19 protein-coding genes are annotated in these 20,832 nt (G+C 53.0%); 1 reads left to right on the top strand and 18 read right to left on the bottom strand.

Annotated elements, in window-relative coordinates; all coding sequences use genetic code 11:
- Positions 1–1,062 precede the first annotated feature (1,062 nt).
- The 6 genes from FHS27_RS09905 to FHS27_RS09880 all read right to left on the bottom strand — a co-directional run bounded on the left by FHS27_RS09905 (position 1,063) and on the right by FHS27_RS09880 (position 8,006).
- On the bottom strand, positions 1,063–1,929 hold the full coding sequence (locus FHS27_RS09905; RefSeq protein ID WP_184304708.1) for a glycosyltransferase family 2 protein: 867 nt from the start codon (positions 1,927–1,929) through the stop codon (positions 1,063–1,065).
- Positions 1,919–2,356: a putative colanic acid biosynthesis acetyltransferase gene (locus FHS27_RS09900; protein WP_221225006.1), complete on the bottom strand. Its 438-nt coding sequence runs from the start codon at positions 2,354–2,356 to the stop codon at positions 1,919–1,921. Before FHS27_RS09900 ends, FHS27_RS09905 begins: the two co-directional genes overlap by 11 nt.
- A 124-nt stretch (positions 2,357–2,480) precedes the next feature.
- Positions 2,481–3,782, bottom strand: a complete 1,302-nt coding sequence (locus FHS27_RS09895; RefSeq protein ID WP_221225005.1) for a glycosyltransferase family 4 protein — start codon at positions 3,780–3,782, stop codon at positions 2,481–2,483.
- The gene (locus tag FHS27_RS09890) at positions 3,779–5,200 is read right to left on the bottom strand and encodes a hypothetical protein (RefSeq protein WP_184304702.1); all 1,422 of its coding nucleotides are present in this window, start codon (positions 5,198–5,200) and stop codon (positions 3,779–3,781) included. Before FHS27_RS09890 ends, FHS27_RS09895 begins: the two co-directional genes overlap by 4 nt.
- 667 nt (positions 5,201–5,867) lie before the next feature.
- Positions 5,868–6,974 (bottom strand): glycosyltransferase family 4 protein, encoded by a 1,107-nt coding sequence (locus FHS27_RS09885; protein WP_184304700.1) that lies wholly within the window; start codon positions 6,972–6,974, stop codon positions 5,868–5,870.
- 183 nt (positions 6,975–7,157) lie between these two features.
- Positions 7,158–8,006 (bottom strand): glycosyltransferase family 2 protein, encoded by an 849-nt coding sequence (locus FHS27_RS09880; protein WP_390853227.1) that lies wholly within the window; start codon positions 8,004–8,006, stop codon positions 7,158–7,160.
- Here FHS27_RS09880 and FHS27_RS31050 point away from each other — a divergent pair.
- Entirely contained in the window at positions 7,963–8,103 is a 141-nt protein-coding gene (locus tag FHS27_RS31050) for a hypothetical protein (RefSeq protein WP_246419541.1), read from the top strand. The two genes, FHS27_RS09880 and FHS27_RS31050, sit on opposite strands and share 44 nt — an antisense overlap.
- Here FHS27_RS31050 and FHS27_RS09875 read toward each other — a convergent pair.
- From FHS27_RS09875 to FHS27_RS09820, 12 genes are all read right to left on the bottom strand, one after another.
- Positions 8,085–8,981 carry an FkbM family methyltransferase gene (locus FHS27_RS09875; protein ID WP_184304696.1) on the bottom strand — a complete coding sequence of 299 codons (897 nt, stop codon included), beginning with the start codon at positions 8,979–8,981 and terminating at the stop codon, positions 8,085–8,087. The two genes, FHS27_RS31050 and FHS27_RS09875, sit on opposite strands and share 19 nt — an antisense overlap.
- Positions 8,978–9,310, bottom strand: coding sequence for an acyltransferase (locus FHS27_RS31045; protein WP_315854510.1), 333 nt, complete (start codon positions 9,308–9,310; stop codon positions 8,978–8,980). The genes FHS27_RS09875 and FHS27_RS31045 overlap by 4 nt, the downstream gene beginning before the upstream one ends.
- A gap of 260 nt (positions 9,311–9,570) precedes the next feature.
- On the bottom strand, positions 9,571–10,548 hold the full coding sequence (locus tag FHS27_RS09865) for a glycosyltransferase family 2 protein (RefSeq protein WP_261363924.1): 978 nt from the start codon (positions 10,546–10,548) through the stop codon (positions 9,571–9,573).
- A gap of 52 nt (positions 10,549–10,600) precedes the next feature.
- The gene (locus tag FHS27_RS09860) at positions 10,601–11,653 is read right to left on the bottom strand and encodes a glycosyltransferase family 2 protein (protein WP_184304691.1); all 1,053 of its coding nucleotides are present in this window, start codon (positions 11,651–11,653) and stop codon (positions 10,601–10,603) included.
- A complete protein-coding gene (locus FHS27_RS31630; RefSeq protein ID WP_390853225.1) occupies positions 11,650–12,456 on the bottom strand; it encodes an exostosin domain-containing protein in 807 nt (268 codons plus the stop codon). The genes FHS27_RS09860 and FHS27_RS31630 overlap by 4 nt, the downstream gene beginning before the upstream one ends.
- 221 nt (positions 12,457–12,677) lie before the next feature.
- Positions 12,678–13,382: an FkbM family methyltransferase gene (locus tag FHS27_RS09850; RefSeq protein ID WP_221225003.1), complete on the bottom strand. Its 705-nt coding sequence runs from the start codon at positions 13,380–13,382 to the stop codon at positions 12,678–12,680.
- Positions 13,383–13,542: 160 nt separating this feature from the next.
- Positions 13,543–14,646 carry a glycosyltransferase family 2 protein gene (locus tag FHS27_RS09845; RefSeq protein WP_184304685.1) on the bottom strand — a complete coding sequence of 368 codons (1,104 nt, stop codon included), beginning with the start codon at positions 14,644–14,646 and terminating at the stop codon, positions 13,543–13,545.
- Positions 14,631–15,629, bottom strand: a complete 999-nt coding sequence (locus FHS27_RS09840) for a glycosyltransferase family 2 protein (protein WP_184304683.1) — start codon at positions 15,627–15,629, stop codon at positions 14,631–14,633. The genes FHS27_RS09845 and FHS27_RS09840 overlap by 16 nt, the downstream gene beginning before the upstream one ends.
- Positions 15,630–15,719: 90 nt before the next feature.
- The gene (locus tag FHS27_RS09835; protein WP_184304681.1) at positions 15,720–16,784 is read right to left on the bottom strand and encodes an STELLO glycosyltransferase family protein; all 1,065 of its coding nucleotides are present in this window, start codon (positions 16,782–16,784) and stop codon (positions 15,720–15,722) included.
- Between the two features lie 17 nt (positions 16,785–16,801).
- Positions 16,802–18,172, bottom strand: coding sequence for a hypothetical protein (locus FHS27_RS09830; RefSeq protein WP_184304679.1), 1,371 nt, complete (start codon positions 18,170–18,172; stop codon positions 16,802–16,804).
- Between the two features lie 2 nt (positions 18,173–18,174).
- On the bottom strand, positions 18,175–19,437 hold the full coding sequence (locus tag FHS27_RS09825; RefSeq protein WP_246419382.1) for an MBOAT family O-acyltransferase: 1,263 nt from the start codon (positions 19,435–19,437) through the stop codon (positions 18,175–18,177).
- A 173-nt stretch (positions 19,438–19,610) separates the two neighbouring features.
- On the bottom strand, positions 19,611–20,825 hold the full coding sequence (locus FHS27_RS09820; RefSeq protein ID WP_184304675.1) for a glycosyltransferase: 1,215 nt from the start codon (positions 20,823–20,825) through the stop codon (positions 19,611–19,613).
- Positions 20,826–20,832: the final 7 nt, after the last annotated feature.

The following is a 20,832-nucleotide window of genomic DNA, read 5'->3' as shown; positions in this document are numbered from 1 at the left end:
CGCACAACTGAGGGTGCTTAGGATGTCCGTTGCGTTGGATCACAGTTTTAGGAATTGCATTGATCTGTGGGCAGAGCAGCAATGATAGGTGTGGATTGATAGGTAAGCTCCCTAGATTCGACTTTTGCACGTTTACTTTGGACGAATCGCTCGCAATTTGCTGTGTAGAATAATTGTACAAATTGTTTGATAGCCTGAGCTGGCTTCGCCAGCGAAACAATTGGGGCAATTGGGGCAATTGGGGCAATTGTTCTACAATATGTGGATTCGTCGCTTGAGCGTGCAAAAGTCGAACTATAGCGAACGTATTCTCGCATCGCGTCCGATCAATCCCCCATCTGCAATGCAGACGCACTGCCTGGAGGGGGGGGGGTAGTACGATGATCACAGGTCTCTATTTTTGCAAGTCGAAACTGACCGAATCGGTCACCCGCGTTCAGTATGGGCGACTGATTAGGCGAATGCGGACGGAACCAATGCTTGAAAAGCTATGTAACGCTACTTTTCACGCAATTCGGTCTTTCGGGATGTTAATTTTTTTGTGCTCTTTCTAGCGGAACAGCGTGAACCCTCCCGGTAACGCGGGAACGGACGGCTCGCGAGGTTCCGCTACATTTGAAATCCTGCAGTATTTAAGAAAGCGTTCCAGCAATCGTTGAAAGTTGAAAAGGTTGAAATTTGGAAGGTCTACGGGTGGGCTGAATCTGCCCTATGCAGCTTTTCAATGTGTGTCCGCGGCGATCGCTCACTTGCGCCGGGTCGCTAATGATGAGCTTGTATCCCAGCAAGTCTCACGGCGGCGGGCACATGGGTTCCGCCGGGCGGATCGCACGGGAGACCAAGGTAGATCAAGTGGCGAGAGAGCCACCCTATCCGCCACTGACTTGCGTTTATATTCGCGGTCTCGGCGCACTCGACGGTTGCAGGAGTGTTCATTTGCGACGTAAGAAAACATGCTTGCCAATCCCGGCCTTTACTTAACTTTTCACAAAGAGGCAGCCATTAGCCGACCGAATTACTCAATCAGCGCATTTTCGTGCGCCACGTTACGAAACAATCGAGCTAGCTCTTTTTGCTGGCCGCCTTGAGTTCCCGTTTCTTCATGACGATCCACGATTCGTACGTTCCCATCAGATAACTGTACTGCCATCCGGCACGGCCATCGAGAAAGCCTCGCTTAACGATATAATGATAAAGCGTGCGTAGAAATCCGCGAAAGGGAAGCTTGCGACTGAGTTGTCGCATCTGAGTTCGGCGTGCTGCCTTATCCCGTACGATGGTCGTCCATGATCGCGGGTCACGTAGTTGTTCCAGCTCCTGTTCCAGTTTGGCTTCGCGGTCGGAATAGGCGTTATGACGAGCGATCCAATTGGCCAGCCCTTTGCTAAATGCATAGTGGGTTAGCGGAGCAACGATTTGCGAGATTTGCCCTTCAATGTCAGGAACTGCCACCTCTCCATGACCCTGGTCTTGGAAAACGGCCTTCTCACGGTGAACCAGCCTCATGATCCAGACTGGAAACCCTTCGCTGCGGCGTAGCCATGTCCCTTCCAGAATCGTTCGACGACAGATGCAAAACGCTCCGATAGTCGATTCGGCATTCAGAACGGCGGAGTACAGTTCGGTGCAAAAGGTGGAGTCGACAACCTCATCGGCGTCGAGATGCAATACCCACGGGTGCCGCAATTTTCCCTCACGCATCGCCCAATTGCGTTGTCCGGCAAACGTCACAAAACGATGGTCGAGCACTCTGGCGCCGAGTCGGCGCGAAATAGCGACGGTTTGGTCGGTCGAATTGTCATCGACCACGACGACTTCGTCGAATCGGGTGAGAGCACGGAGGCACCGTTCGATATTCACCTCTTCATTTTTAGCCAGAACGACAACGCTCACTGGGATCGTCTGATCGCGGTGAATCTCAGTCGCCATCAATTTGCCTCGTGTTCCTCAGTTCACGTCGTTTCAGAGGACGTGCCGGATTGCCCGCAACCACCGTCCATTCGTCAACCGAACGCGTCACAACCGCGTGAGCGCCCACAACCGCCCCCGCGCCAATGTCAACGCCGGGACCAATGAATGCCCCCGCGCATACCCAAGCTTGGTCCGCAATTGAGATCGGCAGCATCGTCAATGACATGTGGGGATCGCTGATATCGTGAGACGCCGAGCAGAGATGGGCATATTGCGAGACCGTTGCGTGGGCTCCGATCGAGATCGGGGCAACGCAGTAGCAGTCCACATTATGGGCGATCGATGCCTCCTCGCCCACGGTGAGATTCCAGGGGGCCCACACCCGAGCGCTCGGAGAAATTCTCGCGTTCGCACCGATCGACGCGCCGAAACTACGCAGCAGCAAGCGCCTCCATCCGAATAGGATGCGCGGCGAGGGGCGGAAGCAACCGATCCAAACGATCGCCCAAATCACTCGACCGATTTTATTGTTTCGGGAGTGGACGCTCGGGCATTTGCCAGAACTGACGTCAAGACGCATTGGCCTGCCCAGTCTTTTGCGATTCCGGCGAAAGGAGCAATCGCTCCCACTGCCGAAGGATCCTCTGGCGATCGTACTGCATCGCAATGCGACGCAAATCTTGATCAGGGGCCAAAGCCCCGGTCAAAAATTTGCGCATTCGATCGGCCAGGGCTTCCACGTCATCCGGTGGGAACAACCACTGCTCTCCTTGCTGATTGACCAATTCTGGAATCGCCGCGACATCCGAGCCAATCACCGGGGTGTTGCAGGCGAGGGCCTCTAAGACGATCAGCCCGAAACACTCGAGGGCTCGGGTTGGCAGCACGAAGCAATCTGCGGCTGCATACACGTTCGGCAATACTGGTTCATCCAATCGTCCCAGTAAGCGAATCGTGGATCGCAGGCCATTGCGATCGATCCGGTCTTGCAGCGAATTGCGAAGCGGTCCTCCTCCACCAATCAACATCCGAAAACGATGTCCCTGTTGGTGCAAGGTGGCGCACGCATCAATGAGTGTGTCCAATCCCATTCGCTGCTGCAAACGACGCAGGGTAAAAAACACGGGTGCGTCGCAATCCCAATCATCGCCGAGTTTGCCGCGAAGTGCCCTTCGGTCCTCTACAGGGAGAAACCGTTCCGCATCGACCCATCCTGGTGCCACGATCCCACGAGAGGCCATCATGCGCCCAAATTTATCGGTGAACCGTTTTTGTGTGTATTGTGAGGCCGTTTGAACTCGATCCGCGAGCAGCACGTTTTTTCGGTCTATTCGTCGAGCGATTGTTGCCGCAATTCGGTGTCTTATCCCTGAGCCGCCTTCTCCCGCATTGCTCAGCAACTCGTCATCGAATGGAGAGTGAACCGTGTAGTTGATGTAGACATATTGGTTGTTCTTCGTTGCCGCGTTTCGTGTGCGCACGGCTTGAGCAGCGCCCAAACCTTGTAGCGGGCTGTGCCCGCTGATCGCGTCTAACGGGGTTTCTGAATTAAGTCGCTCAACCAGTTTGCGAGTTTGTCGTAGATGTTCACGCATACGTGCGAGGCCACTGCCACCTCGTACAGGCGGGCGGTATCGAGCCACGTCCACACCCCGGAACTGCTCTCGTTCAGGCAGTGTGCTGTCAGCTGTCGGCTGCGAACAAACGTAAGTGACCTGATGGCCCTGTTCGGACAGGTGGATTGCAAACTCAGACGCCAATCGAAACGATCCGCCAATAAGATCGTCGTACCAAGCATGGCATGTGACCACAATGCGACGACCGCTCAATTGAACCGCGTGTTCTTGCGATTCTGAAAAATGTGAGTTCACCGGTTGGCCTGCCATCGAGGGATTCGCTGTAGTGAGGGAAGAATCCGACGAAGCGGAGGAAGTGGCCGGATCATCAAAGGGAACCGAAGAATCATTCCCATCAGCATTGTCACCATCAATGCATTAACCGGGTCGCCACTGAATTGTTGATGCGAAATCGCAAATGATGCGGCGTTGCCGGCGACAATAGCGGTCAAGCCTAGCTGCATCAATATTTCATTGCCCTTAGTTGGCATTCGCCGGATCGATTGCAAACCCGTGCGGAAGAATAAAACCAGTGCGGAGATCAGAAAAATCACGCCAGGAACACCAAACTCCACAAACAGCCGACTGATGCCGTCTTCTTGCCATCCTCTTAAATGTTTTGGGGTTTGAACGCCAACGTAATATCGTCCCTGTGTGGCGATCCCAAGACCGCCACCAAGCAGACCAGCCTGCTGAAGCGTGGTGATGACCCCGCCCAGTATGACGTCGTTGCTGCGGTCTGCCCCCTCGGTAAACAAGCTGGATGCAAAGTCAGTGTACTCCTGCGACTGATCGGGGCTCCAAAGGAAGACTCCGCCCACTCCGCCGATTAGCAAGCCGAGAATGGCAAATCCGAGCAGGCGGTTGACCTTGGCAACCTTGAAATACATTCCCAATCCCAGCAATACCGCGACGAAGACCATTGGAATGCCCACCATCTTGCGTCGCCCTGAAAGCAGCACGCAAAACCCCGCGACTAATACCGGGGCAATCCATGCCATACCCCCCTTGCTCATTGGTCGTACCGCCAGTAACAAGCTAAACATGATCACCTGAGCGGCGTGCAGTCCCATCACGTCAGGGCTACGGTACCAACCGCTCATCAAGTCAACGATGTATCCGTCACGATACCGAATCCACTCAAATCGAATCCCCCCAAGAGCTGGCACCTCCCAATTCAAATATTCCATCGGGACGCTAAACAGCATAACGACGTTGATCAGAATGTACCATTGCATCATCCGCACCACATCACGCTCACGCTTCATCAAGGCAAATCCCGTTAGGACGCCTAAGCACGGAATGATATATGAGGCCGCGCCGATTGTTGCCATCAAGTACCCACGAGGATAGCTAATCGTTGAGATTGCAAATGCAGGGATAATCGCAAGCATTAGGAACTGAAACGCTCGTCGTAACGCTGGATACATCCGATACAGTGTTGCGATATATTGCTTCTGTTGAAAAGCAACCGTGCTGACAATCGCTAGCCATACGAGTGCACCACTCAATGTGACAATGACCGGTTCATCCGGAAGCAATTTTCGTACAGGATCTCGTAGAGCGTCAACAAGGATCCCGAGATAGATCGCCCGCCGCCAATCCGCCAGTGCGTACGCACAGGAAAATACGACAGCGAGCAACCACAGCGCGAGTCCAGTGTCTAGGTTCATCAGCCGGTTCCTAGATCGGAGGCGGAAAGAAATTTCATTGACGTGTCGGCGTTTTGGTGGCTGGTCAAGGAAAATCTGAAGAACAAGTGGACAGAACCGCAACGCATCTAAAATGCCGGTAGACGCACCTACCCAAAGCTGCGCTATTGAATTGTTCTGACATGATCGCCCCGCCAAAAAAGCTCATTCCGAATCTTAAGTTCTGGTTTATTGCTCATTCGACATGCCCGGTAGGAAACGAATTTTTAGCAACTCGATCAGAATCCAATAGGAAATGGCAGGGCATTGTCATTAACGGCTCCACTAACAAAACGAAAGCCACGGAATATCCAAGAGAGGCAGCACATGGGGCCTTTGGTGGCGATGTCATGTGCCCGTTCACTCCGCGAACGAAACCCCGTATTTAGATAACGAGGGACGTTAACTGAATTACTATGGGATTACAAATATCCTGAGTTACCAGACGGCTTGTGACGTTCCGCTAAAAATGGTTTTAAGACACTCGGTGTCCCAAGCAAAACGGCTGTGTGGTTTACTTTGCAACCGAGGAGTGAAAGGCGACAACTCCATCGTAGGCACGCATCGGTGATAAGTCCAAGACCGCATGCAGTTCCACCCCAAGCGAACCAAAAAAAACGTTCCGGTTGCGTAGCTTGTGCTGCTTGTATCAACAACGACGCGTTGCAAATCCGACTGCCTGTACAATTCCGTCTGCGGCAATTTGCGGGGTAAAACCCTTTATTCTTTCTATGCATGCTGTTCGCATCGCCCGCACACGGCCTACATTTTGACTTGCATGTTCCATGCACGCGATCAATTCTGGCCAATCGCCAAAGGGAAACACCCAGCCGGTTTCGTCGGGCACAATCAAATCTTCCGCACAGCCGACGCGGTTACTGACAATCGCGGGCAATCCACATGCCATTGCCTCGTTGACAACCAAACCCCAAGTTTCGCCCGCGTCTGAAGGTAGGGCGAGAACGTCCGCTGCAACGTAGGCGTCGACGATCTCACTCTGGTTCAAAAATCCGGTAAATTGAATCGGAAGGTCGTGCTTTTTCGAGAAGTCCTCACATTCTCTGCGTAATTCTCCATCGCCAACCATCAGTAGCTGCAGATTGGCACCTCGCTGTTTGGCGGCCGCAATGGCCTTTACCAGCTCGACCGGATGTTTTTTTGTTTCAAACTTTCCGCAGTACAATAAACACAACCGATCTTCGGAAAGCCCCCATCGCTGCTGAATCGCTGTTTTACGTAGCAGGGCAGTAGCAGCCGCCTTGGCAAAACGTTCATTTTCGATGCAGTAAGGCGAATCAAACAATCGCGTTTCTGCGATACCATGCTGCCGATAAAATTGGCGACTGGCAGATCCGATCGGTAAGAAGGCATCGTAGCGGCGAACCAATTGGCGCTGGAGCCAACGTTTCCAGCGGGCGCGATCACGCAGGTTATTCGCTTCACCACGAACGATGCAGGGGATTCCAAGCTTGCGGCAAGCCCACAGCGTCTGCAGGCATGTCTTAACGACCCAGCCATTAACGACTACTACATCAATTTGGTGTCGTTGCAATTCATCGGTGATGTCCGGCGTGTCACAGCCGCGAAAATGGGTGACGCTAGGCTGTGCAGAAATGTTTTTGAGGACATGGTAAGGGTAGCCCTCGAGTAGGGGGATGTCCCACGTGAACTCGACGCCAAAGCCGGCTCCTTGCGCGGCCGCATCGGGCAACATCGCAAAAAACACTCGAAAATCAATGTCGTCACGTGCCGCCAATAGCCGAAAGATTGGTACTTGGTATTGAATCGGATGACTGGTGACAAACGCCACTCGGGGGTGTTTGGAAGCGGCGAGCGACAAGTCGCGAGTTGCGAGTTGCGTCGGAGATTGCACTTTGAAGTGTTTCAAGGGATTAGCCGAAGGACGGACCAGTCATGTCATTCACAGGATTCACCGAAATCAATCGGCTTTACTACTCGCCATTCGCTTCTTCCGAGCCAGCAAACACCCGCCCCACATCGCTCGCAGTTCTCCTGTCATCTTGACCGGGATCCACCAGGGGTGCGTCGCGTGAAACTTAGTCGCAACTTCGCGGAGCAATCGCTGGACGCTGTAACGCCATGCTTCGCTACGAGTCCCGTGTAAGAAGGCGTAGTAGTGGTCTCCGATCCCATGTTTCGGATCGGCACTGGTCAAGTGGCTGCCGGTACTGCGTGTTCCGCCGGCTTTCACACGCAAGTGATCGATCCCAGCAGAACTAAGGAATCGAATCGTCCCACCGGCCTTCTCAACACGACGCGCAAATTCGGTTTCGAATCGGAATGCTGCTCCCTGAAAATTCTCGTCAAACCCACCGATGGATAGTGCTCGTTCACGATGGACGCAGAGATTGCCTGCCATTACGTTGTGAACGTCTTGATCGATTTTGGAATGAAAGGGAAAGTCAAAGTCGCGGCGCAGGCCTTTCGTTTGCCGTGGGGCCGTTAGCGGCATTGCCTTCTGCCAAGGCTGAATTACCTGACCAACGGTGGCCCAAAGTTCGTTGTGCTGCATATGAGCGAGAGAATGCTCAACGATAAGCTTGGAGTGTGGTTTGATGTCGTCGTCAAGGAAAAGGGTGAGTGGGCCATGCGACATTTTCAGGCCTGTATTCATGGCCTTGGTAATCGAGGGGGTTTTCTGTTTGATCCATCGGATTAGACCTCTATCTTTCCAGTCTTTCATTCTGTCAGTAGTTGTCTCGTCGTGAATCGCGGTCTGATCTATGACTAAAATTTCTGACGCAGGCAACGTGAGTTGCATCAGCATGCTAAGTGAATCGATGAGCACGGATTCACGTCTGTACGTCGGAATCACGACGGAAACAGGAATCGAAGGATTCGTCATTCAGTTTTCAACAAGCTGAGGATAATTCTCTCGGTAAGCCGCGGCTTTCACGGTAGGTATTGCCATAACATCACCTGGGGCAATTTGGAAGAATTGATAATCACCGGCATTTCGTAAGGTTCGTATTAATTCACTCCGAGTATAACCATACCGTTCGCAATTCTCGTTTGCCTCAAAGATCACTATGGGCATGTTCTCTTGGAGAGTTTGCTCAGCACCTTTAAGTACGTCGAGTTCTCCACCCTCAACATCAATTTTGACGACATCGGGTGGCGGAAGTTGACCGGAGGCTACCATTGCGTCAATGGTGATCAGCGGGCATTCAATTCGTTCTTCGTGACCCGTTGATACCGATTTTGTCGACGCATGAAGCGTGTGAGCAGGTTTGTGTAGAATGACTGTTCCACAATGATCACCGACGGCGGCCTCGAAAACCGTGATGTTGGACAAACCATTTTTAGTGGCCGATAACGCGACTAGGCGAGCCATGTCAGGTTGTGGTTCAAAAGAGTAGATTCGAGCGTTGGATCTGGCGCGTCCAACTTCATTCGAAATCGTACCTGCATTGGCACCGACGTCGAGAAAGACGTCTGACTGACCAACCGCCAAAATGCACGCTTGACGAACCCAAGGTTCCCATGCACCTTCATTTTGGATCGTAACGAAAAGATCGAGATTGCCCGGATCAACCGCCAAATGGCAACCACTGTCGGTCTGGATGAAAAACTTCCAATCTTTTCCAAAGCATCGTCCGATCCATCGCGGAACTGCTCCCTTTCCTCGGGGCAACCAACGATTGAGTCTTTGCGCGATTCGGGCAAAAAACGGGCGGCTGGTTGACCAGTCATTCATAGACTCTGTGATCTGGGTCGGTTGCAGGCTGACTGAATCGGTCACTTGGCTTCCTGATTTTGTTCGACTTCGGTGTTGTCAGAGGCGAGATCCGCGTCTCGCCTGCTTCGAATATGACGCGCTGGCACACCGCCAACGATGTCCAAATCGTCTACATCGTGAGTCACAACCGCGCCAGCAGCAATGACAGCCCCTGTACCAACTTTCACCCCCGGCAAGATGGTAGCACCTGTCCCGATCCAAACATCGTCGCCGATACTCACGGGATTGGATTCACACCCTTGCAGGGAGATCGGACCAATTCCATTCAGCTGATGGTTATGATCGGTGATGAATGAATGAGGGCCGATCAGAACCCTGTTTCCAATGGTCACTCTTTCGGTCACATCGATTTCGCACCCACGACCAAGAAAACAGTGAGAACCGATTTGGATCTCGGCGTCGTCGGACTCCGATTTGATCCAAACATCCGATTCGGTGGTTGTTCGGGGGCCAATTTCAACGGTCCAAGGGCGATCAATTCGAGTGGCTGTTCCCAATGAGACTTTCGAGCCCAGTTTGGTTCCGACGGCTCGAAACTTCACCGCGCGAAGTCTAGCACAAAGCAGTCGTAGCAGCGAACAGCATCGAAAGATCAACTGGAAGGGCATCTGACCAGCGATTGGAGAAGCTTGGCGATGGATGGAATCGCAAGAGACGGCGATGCGAGAGACTTGGAAAAGTAGCGGCGGCATCGTTTGTTACGCAAGGCCAGTAGTTGACTGCCAATGAAATAGGCCGCACGTTGATGTTGCAAACGCTGCTGGCTGTGCGAGAGAATGGAAGATTGCTCCGAACTAATCATTACCGCTTTCTCCAGCAGTGCTTCCTCACTTTTTCCCTGCAGTCGCGCCGTTCGGCATTCCCGAGCAATCTCCCAAAGTTTCCGCTGGCGATCGATTTGCAATGCACTGATTCCATCCGTCTCCACAACGAGCTGGAATAGGGGGTCGGGTGATTCCGCCAACATTCCATGCTCTACTAATCGAAGCCACAGATCGGTGTCCTGAGCAAAACGGAACTGCTCGCGATAGCCGCCAACTTGTCGAAGCGTTTTGGTGCGAATCATACTTGCCGGATGAATCAGGCCGATTCCATGTTTGACAAGCTCTTCCGTAATGATCTGGGGGCTGCAATCTCGCGTTGACTCTCCAAGGTACTCACCCTCAACGGTCACTCGGCGAGCACCACAGCCGACCGCCACCACATCGGGGGCCTCTTGCAGCAATGCACTTTGCTTTCGGAATCGATCCGGTAGCGAAACATCACCAACATCCTGACGGGCGATGTAGAGCCCTCGAGCCTCTCGGCACGCGGTATTCAGTGATCGCGTCAATCCCTGATTCGCTTGGTTGATGACTCGAACCCGATGATCCTGCCTTTCATATCGACGGAGAATTTCCAGCGACTCGTCCGTCGAACCGTCGTTGACAACCAAAACCTCAAAATTTTGGTAAGTCTGATTCAACACCGAATCGAGGGTCAACGGAAGCGCGGCGGCGCCGTTGAAGACGCTCATCACTACCGAGATCTCAGGCGGACTCGCGGATTTCGATGAATGCGTTTGCCCCATCATTTTAATCGACACTGACACAACATAGTCATCGCCAGCTGGCTACCCAGGGTCATTCCTGCTCGCCCACCTGACCCTCAAACGACTGATTCATTGTACTTTTGCCAGGACGAACTCGGTAGTTTTCCAGCCATGTCGCGAGCCGTCCGGTCACTCTGGACCCTAGCATTTTACCGACGGCAGAATACGCGGCCAAACCACGGCTTCCCACCCCTTGCCCGCTCGCTTTTTTTGCGACACGGAGCAGCTCCGCGCTTTCGCTCTTAAGCCCCACCGCCCCGCACTGCCTGGCAATGCGGAAGCACCAGCGTGCGAAGTGCTGTCGTTCTTGTGCTTCTCCAGGCAATCCAGCCTTCGTTGCGTTCTTCCAGAGTGTCGTCAATAGATCAAATCGATTGCGAAGTCGGACAGGATCGCGTCCCCAGTCCGCTCCCGAAGTTTGCCGAACTCCAGCATGATGAACATGCTCGCTGACTAGAGTCGGGCAGTGAACGAGTTTCGCTCCAAGTGCACCGGCCCGAGCGTCGTATTCCCAATCCTGCGACCAACGCATATCGCACCAAGGCCCAATTTGGTCTGTGAGAGATCGACGATAAAGAGGTGTATGGGTGCACCACCAGCGATCCACTAACAATCCGGGGAACAAGGCGTCGATTTTGCGGTCGGTCCATTTGAACGGCTCGCTGATCACAGTCCCCTGCTCATCAACCAATCGCGTGATTCCGTAGGCGATGTCGCAGTCGGGATGTTGATTCAATGCTGCGAGCTGATCCGCAAATTTGTTCGGCAACAACCGGTCATCGCTATCGAGGTACTGAATGAACTCGCCCTTCGCAATCACGCGTCCCGCTTCTCGTGCCGGACCAGGACCGCTGTTTTCGATTCTGACATAGTGAATGATATCTGGGTTCTTTTCAATCAACTGCTCGGCAACGGTTGGGGTCTGGTCTGTCGATCCGTCATCGGCAACGATGATTTCGATCGGCCGATAGTCTTGAGCCAACACGCTCCCGACCGCGGAAACCAACATTTCGGGTCGGTTAAAGACGGGGATTACCGTGGTGACCATCCCTGGGACAAGCGTTGGGATTGGGCGTTTTTTCAAGGTTCTGATGACGAGCTATTCGTCGCCTTAGGAAAGTTTTTGATCAGCCGCACGGCTCGTTTCAAGACACAGTATTTAAAGAAGAATGGACGCAGTAAGTGTTTGTATGCTCGCAAGCTCGGACGTCTTCGCCTGCTGCTCTTCATTTCCAGACACTGTGATACCACGCAGTCGAATGCGGCATCAGGTGCGAAGTGTTGTTCCCATGCCGCTCGTGCCAGTCTTCCCATGTATTCGGCATTTTGGCTGTGTTTCGCCAGGAGCCCTGGGATTAGGTCAACCTGTCCTTCTGGGACTCGTATCGAGAACTGACCCCAGTCCGGACCGAGCGGCGGTGTCCAGTCATCCGAGATAATGACAGGAGCCCTTCCCATCGCTAGGCATTCGAAAACGCGAAAGCTGGACACACCCGCGCCCCGTGGGCAGAGCACGAACTGACTCTGTTGGATTTCTTTCCGGTAAATATCCCGGTTCGTTGCCACGTAGCTTTCGGCTCCCGTGTCAGTTAGAACGGCTGATGGGTGCGCCAATTGCATTACGTTTGCCCTCACGGCATGCGTGGCAACATTGCCTCGAAACGAAAATAGAAATGGTCGAGTGCCGGAATCTTCAGAATACTCAAAACTCTCGTCGCAGCTGACCCGAGTGTAGCAATACGGACGGCACCAGTTCCGATCGAAAAAACGGCGATCCACCGAAGCGTACAAGCCGGGGAGAAACGGGAAAAATCGATCGCTAGCCGACAGCACGAAACACTTCGAGGGAAACTGTTGCCAAGCAGAGTGGGTGCGAAGATCCCACATATCCAGAGTCGCTGCGCCAACAAATAAAATCGCGTCGGCCGTATCCGCGTCGCCGACTAATTGATGCCGTGATCTGAGTGCGAGACTTCGCACTCTTTCAAATTCGCGATCGCCCCACGGATTCTCGACGGTCTTCACGGACGGAATCAGCAGGATCTTCGACACTTGCTTTTCACGTTGATTAGCTGATGATGGGTTGGTGAAGGTTTTCCGGATAAGTTTTATGCCGGTTGGTCAGGCAGGCGATACGCCCTGACAAGTGCTTCAAGTCGCGGGTAGCGATTTGGGATTCTAACCGCAACGGTATCGTGTGCACCATGCATCAGTTGGAAACTATTTTCGGCAAGCAAGCGAAAGCACTCTGATTTATCCTTGTCGTTCAAATGAACGGTTTCAAAAAGGATGGCCTCAGCCTGGAACTGATCAAAGTTAATACTCCGTAGGATCTCACCGTCATAGCCCTCTGTGTCGATTGCGAGTAGGTCTGTGGAATCGACTCCATGCGTCTGAAGGAATCTCATCATTGTTTCGCACTGAACATCGATTGATCGGACTTCATTGGCCTCGGCCGCAAATTTTCGGACGTGGTCTTTGCTAAAAGAGGCGACAAGCGGATTGTTAGGCAGGTAATAGAACTCCCGAACTCCCGTGTCCGAACAAATCGCCACGTTGGCAAGCGAGATTTGAGTCAGGTCCCCGAAGTAGTCGGATAACTTTGCGAATGAATCAGGATGCGGTTCAACCATGATCCCGTTCCAGCCGTGTCGTACCACTGTGTTGGACAAATGATCGCCAGTGGCACCGTCGTTTGCCCCAATCTGTACAAAACGAACCGATACCTTTGAACGCCGCAGTGCGCGAACAACATCCGTCGGCGGATCTACGCCACGTAAACGTACCGGCAAGGCCCAGTAAACAGACCTCATCAAACTCCGTAAGGCTCCATCAGGGATGATTTGAATCGACCGTTGACGAATCATCGACAGGACTTTAGAGCTTTCTCGAAACATAAATCTGTTCATAAGGGACGCGGGCACAATCGATGAGCTCGGGATGATTCAGACAGTATCTAAGCGGGACAGACGCTTATGGTATATCCTGCCTCACTCCGACCACTTTTCTTGCCGTATCTCGGTAGCCCTTTGGAAGGCTTGGAGTCTGCCGATTCCCGAAGTCTCTTTTCTTCAACTCGTCTATTCGCTCAGGCACTGAGATCTGTAAACGGCTTTTAAGAGCTATTGTGGTATTCGGGTTGTTCACTGCGAACTTGTCGCTTTGCGGTGCATGCCATAAGTGAACGAATGGCACATGTCCAAACGTTAGATGTCCGATGTGCTTGCAACGATCGAAGAATTCGTTGTCTTCTCCACCCCAGCCAACAAATCCTTCGTCGTATCCACCAAGCCCGAAGAAAGCATCGCGGCGAATGGCGATCGTGCCGCCTTCCCAGTTCTGGCGGACACATTCCGGCTGCATTGTTTCGGGCCACTGCTGTGAATCAAAAATCTGCTGAGTGGCTATCTGGTTCAGGTTAAACAAAAAACGCTGAATCGATGCCGCGCCGTGCTCTCGTAGTCCCTCAATGACAGCACGGGCATATCCAGCCGGGCAGACGATATCGCCATCGTGAAATACCAGCGTACTGCCCTGTGCTTCGCGTGCACCCTGATTGAACGCCCATGACTTGCGCCATCCGTCCAGGTCTTTGGGTAGCGGCCGGTGAAGATTCTTAACGGCCGGTGGTAAGCGAGTTCCGAAACATGGTTCATTCGTTTGATCAACCACAATGCACTCCACCGCGACCTGTTGTTGCGCTAAAATGGATCGGACAGTCCACCAAACATGATCCAAACGTTGGGTTCCCTGATGAGCGATAATAAACGAAACGTCGGGTGATCCCGCTTGTTCAGGTTTGTCAGCAAATCTGATCGGCCAATCCGTAAAGGCCCGCTGAGCAAGACGACGAGCGTAGTTTGCGTTGACGTTGCAGGCGTGAAGATCGCTTGTCCACCTCCACGGACAATGCACGCCCGGGCCATCGGCGTTAATTTCGAGTACTTCGTTTCGATTGCAGAGATGTAGCCACAGCGGATCACCATTGGCGGCCCTGTCGTTCCCAGACAACGCTTGTCGGTATCTGCCGGAATCCTTGATGAGGACACCGGCGTATTCTTTTATGGTTTTGAACAAGGTGCCGAGCTCTTATTGTGGCGATTGGCGGCCGGCTTAGCAATTGTTTGCTTAACGGCCGACAAGACACGTCTTGCTGGAAGTAGCAGGTCGTGCAGGAGGCCGGAAATATCGCGGAGTTCAGGAGAAATTTGTCCGGCTCGAAACCTGTTCCAAGCATTTCGCCAGTCGGATCCCGTTGGGTTATAGCGGATCTTCATCAAATATTTGCTTGCTCTGGCAGCACGCTGGATCTGCGGACTACTTGCTGCGATGTCGGGTGACTGGTCGATCATCAGACAGTAGTCGCGAATGATTTTCTCACCTTGCGTATCGCGTTGTTCGTCGTGCATCCGTCGTTGCGAAAGAAAATCCGCAGACTTGATCACTTGAGCTCGGAAAGCCATTCGAATCCAAAGATCAGTATCTGGAGCATAAGGAATCGCTTCGTTCCACCCACCGCAGGTTTCCAACATTTCCCGCCGGAAAAATGCGGACGGCTGAGGTATCCAGGTTTTGAGCTTAAACAAATTCTCAAGCGAGAAATCGCCAGTGTGATGTCGCAAAATTTCGTTCCCATCGCTGTCAACTTTGACAGTGTCGCCGTAGACCAACCCTGCAGCTTCGTGTTGTTGAAACAATTCCACGACCGATCGAATCGTACCGGGCAGATACATGTCGTCAGAGCTTTGAATGCCGCAGATGTCACCTTCCAGCAACTCAAATCCCTTGTTGACTGCATCAACGACGCCCTTGTCGGGTGCCGAGACCCATTCGAGTTCCGGGATCTTCCCGTAGCTCTTCAGTACATCCAGAGTTCCATCCGTCGATGCACCATCAACCACATGAATCTTTATCGGCCGATAGTCCTGCTGGAGAATCGAGTCGATTGTGTCGCCAATGAATTGACCCTGGTTATAACTGGGAATCAGGATCGAAACCAAGGGGTTGGCCGAAAGCGGATTCAGCTTCATGGGTTTGCGCGGTGCAGGGATTGGATTCATTCTTGTAGCTGCAAATACTTAGTATGAGTTAGGGTCGAATTCTGGACGACCATTGAGGCGAAGTACCCGCGTAGGATGCTGAACCAAACTCTAAAGGCTGTCCGCAACACCCGTAAGCCAAGCGTCAATCAGCTGCATTTCTTTTGCTGGGAAAATCTCGGCATCGATCAGCGACTTGTAACATTGCTTCAGGTTTTTGCCGACATTCTCGGCACCACCTTGGAGCGTGGTCGCTTCCAGAATCTGGGCAATGCGATTGTTCTGCTGATAACCAGGGACTTCGTCATCGAAGTCGCATGTCAGGTCATGCACGTTTCGTTCTTGCCACACTTCCGGTGCGTGGAATACGACGCCGGTTTCCAATTCCCACAAGCAACGCTGTGCGACGAAACTCTTCCAAATGTCGCACATCCGGAACGAACAATAGCTGGGAACATAAAGAAGCGGATAAACGACAGGCCACCACCATGTCGTTTGGGTGTTGAACGGACACCAACTGCCAGGAGGTAGTATCACACTATCGGCTTGATCGAACGTGAACTCACGGTCGAGCACCAATCGCCAAATCGCATCTACATCCGGTGAACCGTCCGCAAGTCCTTGCTGAATGGGAGCCCATACTCGCCCATCTTCCTCGCGTAGACCACTCGCTTCGCCGGGCTGGTGCTTTCGAACTTCACCAACGCTTTGGATTCGGTCCAATGGCAGTCCGCGAGGCCAGATGTTCTCGCCGCTGAAGTGCCGATAGACATTGATCCAGTTTGGTGAATCGCAGTCTTCCGCTTGCACCGTGCGAAGGTTGCCAACGAACTCGTCTCGCAACTTCCAGGAATCCAACGGGGCGTTGTCGTCGTCGGTTTCATAGATACTAGACGCTCCCGAACGAATGGCTTGCAAGTAACCAACGTTCTTTCGAGCGTAGTGCTTCGTTGGAAGCAGTTTGGCAATTTCAAATTCACTGGCAAGCTGATCATCGATCGTCAAGAACGACAATTGATGGGTGCCAAATTCTGGCACATCGGACAAATCAAAACTGTCTGGTCCCTTCGTATCGCCAGCGATGATCAAATGGCTATCCGAGCCGGCTAGTCGCTTGGCGAGCGTGCGCACACTGTCGGTTGGGCGCTGAATGGTGGTGATGACACAAGCAAGCATTGGGAAGGACTATTCGGCTAAAAGGACTGAGATGGAAGGTTCAAAGGATGGGCTGAAGGTACAGACACGGGCAATGCGGCACCAAGACGGTTTGTTGATTCTTGAAGGTAGTTCATGAGCCAATTCGTCAGCTTTGCCTCACCCGTTTCGTTCAAGTGCACGGCGTCTCTCCAGTCGTCCGTTTCCAACTGGACTCGCTGATCCGTTGTCACAAAGTCGAAACCGACCGAGCGACTGAGCTCACTTAATTTTTCTCGTGTTTCGGCCCGAAAAGCAGGAGGATACGCCTCCATCGTCAACGGGTGGCTCTCGCCTTCGATGATCACCAATCGTGTTCCCGCATCGGTTAAACGTCGAGCAAAACGCTCGAACGCTTGGAAATTCGCATCCACCAGGGGCGTGCGCTGAATGTTCTGTTTGGCGTTCTTGACGCCTTGGTCTAGATCCGCCAAGCGGGCGCCGACTTGTTGTTCCTCATCGCTGGCAACCGGAGCCCCCACGTCGAACCTCCACCAGAAGCGAAAGGACAGCATCTGGATGGGTTCTCGTTGACTCCACAATGGCGTCACGACGGCAGTTGCGAGATCCGCCAAGTGGCCGCGGTTGAACCATGCCTGATTCGGCGTTAACACGGAAAACACATCACGCACATTGGCAGTTTCCGCACACCAACGCAGACGACTGGTCGGAAGTTCACGCTCCCGGAAGAAATCAAACTCCGACAACCAGCAGACCACAACATCCAAACGCTTCTCAGCAAGCGGTGCAGACAATGCTTGGTATTGCAGCGGAACCATTCCGGGTAGACAGTACTTATGAACCGCCCCCTCGCCACTCCACGTCTCGAGTTGTTCCACATCGATACCGAGATTGATCTGGCTGGATCCGACGAGTCCGACCTTCGAAAGTGGCGCCGGTGTGATTTCGATGGGTGCCTCGGTGAACAGTTTCTGCTGCATGAAGATGATGTTTCGTGAAAACTCAAGCTGAGGGGTTCGCGCTTTGACACTCTCTTGAAACACCCAATGCGACTTCGGGAACTGCAATAGCAATCCGCCCAATCCTAGCCCGAGCAAACAAAGCAGTGGGGATAGACCCGGCAACCGGTTGGCTCTTTCGATCCTGGCTGTGCGAAGTGTCGCCCAATAAAGCACGATCGACAACGCGGCCAGGATACCAGCGACCAATCCAAGTTTGCTGCTAATGAATCCTGCGGGCGACGCTGCTGGATAGAGAAATAGAAGCGTTTTTCCGAAAGTCGCCGAGCCAACCCAGGTCACGATAAGAATGACGGGGCTCGACCACAACAAAATCGTCGATAGCCCGCGTTCCCAATCGGATACGCAGCGACAAGCCTGATTCGTTTCGATCTCTTGAGGTAACGACACGCTTAGAATTGAAAGTAGATGAATTCGCTTTGTCCGAACTGCCCTAATGAAAGCAGGGCCGCAATGACACTGGCGTAGGCGACCGTTCGTGGTAGCAGGCTCAGGTGTCGAACAAAGTTGAGGTTCCCCGTCGACTCCTGGCAGGCTTGAATCAAGATCACGGGCACACACAGCAACGCAAGCTTCCAAGCGTTCATTTGATCCGCTAACGACAACCCAAAGTCAAATCGGGCTAGTCCCGAGAGCATTTCAAGGATCTGGGTCGTTGACTCCGCACGAAAGATCAGCCAACCGATGCAGGTTAGGTGGAACATCACCACCAACTTCACAAGGTACGGGACCGACACATTCCAACCGGATTCCCGCTGCCAACTCGCCACTTGCCGGTGGGCAATCAGCAGGGCTCCGTGAAACAGTCCCCAAATCACAAACGTCCACGCCGCACCGTGCCATAAACCACCCAATAACATGGTGAGCACGAGATTTCGATAGGTGAACCATTTGCCGCCACGGTTTCCCCCCAGCGGTATGTACAGGTAGTCACGTAGCCAAGAGGAAAGGCTGATGTGCCAACGCTGCCAGAAGTCACTTGGGTTGGTCGCGAAGTACGGCAACCGAAAGTTCAGCATCAGGTTATAGCCCATCATGCGTCCAACACCACGGGCAATGTCGGTATACCCCGAAAAGTCGCCGTATATTTGAAAGGCGAAGGCGTACACTCCGATCAGCACTTGGACCGCCGACGGGTCCGACATCGCAAACGTACTGTCGACGATCGGTGCCAGGTTGTCCGCGAGCACCGCTTTCTTAAAAAGCCCCTTGATGATCAACCAAGCTCCATCCTGCATGCCTGCCCATGATGTGCGGGGGCCGGACTCAATTTGCGGCGCTAGCCGTGACCCACGCTCGATCGGCCCCGCAACGAGCTGAGGAAAGAAAGCCACGTACAACGCGAAATCGGTAAAACTGCTTAGTCGCTTTAGGTCACCACGATAAACATCAATCGTGTAACTCATTGTCTGGAACGTGTAAAAACTGATTCCGACCGGCAGGACAATGTTCAACGTCATTGGGGTTAGCTCCAACCCCGCATGGGACGCGATGTCTAGCAAGCTATCAGCGAAGAAATTGTAGTACTTGAAGAATCCAAGGACGGTCAAATTCGCTGCCACGCTTGTCCACAGCAGGCGACGGCGAACGCGTGAATCTTGACTGTTCGCAATCCCGCGGCTGCAACCGAAGTCGATTACGGTTGATGCCAACATAAGTCCGGAGAACCTCCAGTCCCAACAGCTATAAAAGAAATAGCTGGCCGCGAGCAGGAAGTAGTTCCTTGGGCGATGCGGTAGGCACCGTTGCACCACAAGCACAACCGCAAAGAAGAGCCAAAAATCAAAGCTATTAAAAAGCAATGAAGATCACCTTGCTCCCGAGTGGTTCATGAATCGGCCGCTTGTCGGTAGACCGAAAGATAATCAGTCGCGATTCGATTACGGTTGAATCGCGGACGACTGTGAGCGACGCATTCGGCACGCATTTCTTCGAGTTGTTGGGGATGCGAGGCCATCGTCTTGAGTTCATTTATCAACGCTGTGGTGTCGCCGGGATCAATCGTTCGTCCGCAGCAGCCGTCGTTAATTATCTCTGGCAATCCTCCGGTTCGGTAGGCGATCACCGGCGTACCGCAGAATAATGACTCGGCAGCGACCCTTCCGAAGGTTTCGAAATAAGAAGGCACAACCGTCACGTCAGACGCTTGATAGCACTCCGCCATTTCAGCTTCCGTCATGCGGGGTGAAAGGATGGTCGTTGGTATCGATAGTTGCTCTGTGGAAATCGAATTTGGTTTTGAAACAAGCAACAAATGAAACTTGCTCGGGTCGAGGGCGTTCAACGCATCAATTGCTTCATAGGACGGCCCATCAATTCCTTTGGCCACAAGTAAAACCACAAAGCGATTTGGGGGAATTGATAGTGATTGCCGCTTCTGCTCACGATCCGCTGGTTGAAACGCGTCTTCATTGATGCTGTTATGCACCACATGAATCGGCTTCTCTTTGAAGATGGGACTCTTGGTGACTTCGTCTTTCAACCAATGCGAGACGGTCGTCACGTAAAGATTGGTTCTCTGAACCGTCCGACGTTTTCGCCTCCAGTTCATCGCCGTCCAATCACGTTGCACGGCGGGAGTGCGAGCGAGGTCGGGACAGCGCCCGCAACCGGTCTGCCAACGCTGACAACCAACCGGGCACGCACAATGCCCCGTTAGCATCCACGAATCGCGGAGGGTCATCACGGTCGGAAATTCGGAAGCGATCTGCTTCACGCCCGTCAGATCCGCAAAATTCTCGCGGCTCTTCCACAAGCTATGCATGTGAACGACATCAGTGCCAGCGAGCTGAGACGACAGAGCTCGGAACCATGGTGAGTAGAGATTTTGCAGTCCTGAACTTTCCAGCCTTCGCGTCACACGCAGAACACCAGGAATCGGACGATTACGATCAATCTCGACCACGCCCGGTTCATTGCCACGTTTCGAACCGACAAGTAAACGAGAATCGTGGCCCAGATCGAGAAGCGATTGATGCAGCGTCAATACACTGCGTTCCGCCCCACCCCCCATATCGGACACATGAATGATTGCGATCTTCAAGTTGGAT

Origin of the sequence: Aporhodopirellula rubra, from assembly GCF_014192335.1 — a bacterium.
GTDB classification, from domain to species: domain Bacteria; phylum Planctomycetota; class Planctomycetia; order Pirellulales; family Pirellulaceae; genus Rhodopirellula; species Rhodopirellula rubra.
The sequence above is the reverse complement of the archived record's forward strand: the minus strand, read 5'-3'. Positions and strand labels throughout refer to the sequence as shown.

Bases quoted from the DNA above. Each gene is read 5' to 3' on its own strand.
- FHS27_RS09905 (WP_184304708.1), bottom strand. From the start codon at position 1,929: ATGGCGACTGAGATTCACCGCGATCAGACGATCCCAGTGAGCGTTGTC.
- FHS27_RS09890 (WP_184304702.1), bottom strand. From the start codon at position 5,200: ATGAACCTAGACACTGGACTCGCGCTGTGGTTGCTCGCTGTCGTATTT.
- FHS27_RS31050 (WP_246419541.1), top strand. From the start codon at position 7,963: ATGACTAAAATTTCTGACGCAGGCAACGTGAGTTGCATCAGCATGCTA.
- FHS27_RS09880 (WP_390853227.1), bottom strand. From the start codon at position 8,006: ATGCTGATGCAACTCACGTTGCCTGCGTCAGAAATTTTAGTCATAGAT.
- FHS27_RS09865 (WP_261363924.1), bottom strand. From the start codon at position 10,548: ATGGGGCAAACGCATTCATCGAAATCCGCGAGTCCGCCTGAGATCTCG.
- FHS27_RS31630 (WP_390853225.1), bottom strand. From the start codon at position 12,456: ATGTGGGATCTTCGCACCCACTCTGCTTGGCAACAGTTTCCCTCGAAG.
- FHS27_RS09850 (WP_221225003.1), bottom strand. From the start codon at position 13,382: ATGAGGTCTGTTTACTGGGCCTTGCCGGTACGTTTACGTGGCGTAGAT.
- FHS27_RS09840 (WP_184304683.1), bottom strand. From the start codon at position 15,629: ATGAATCCAATCCCTGCACCGCGCAAACCCATGAAGCTGAATCCGCTT.
- FHS27_RS09835 (WP_184304681.1), bottom strand. From the start codon at position 16,784: ATGCTTGCTTGTGTCATCACCACCATTCAGCGCCCAACCGACAGTGTG.
- FHS27_RS09825 (WP_246419382.1), bottom strand. From the start codon at position 19,437: ATGTTGGCATCAACCGTAATCGACTTCGGTTGCAGCCGCGGGATTGCG.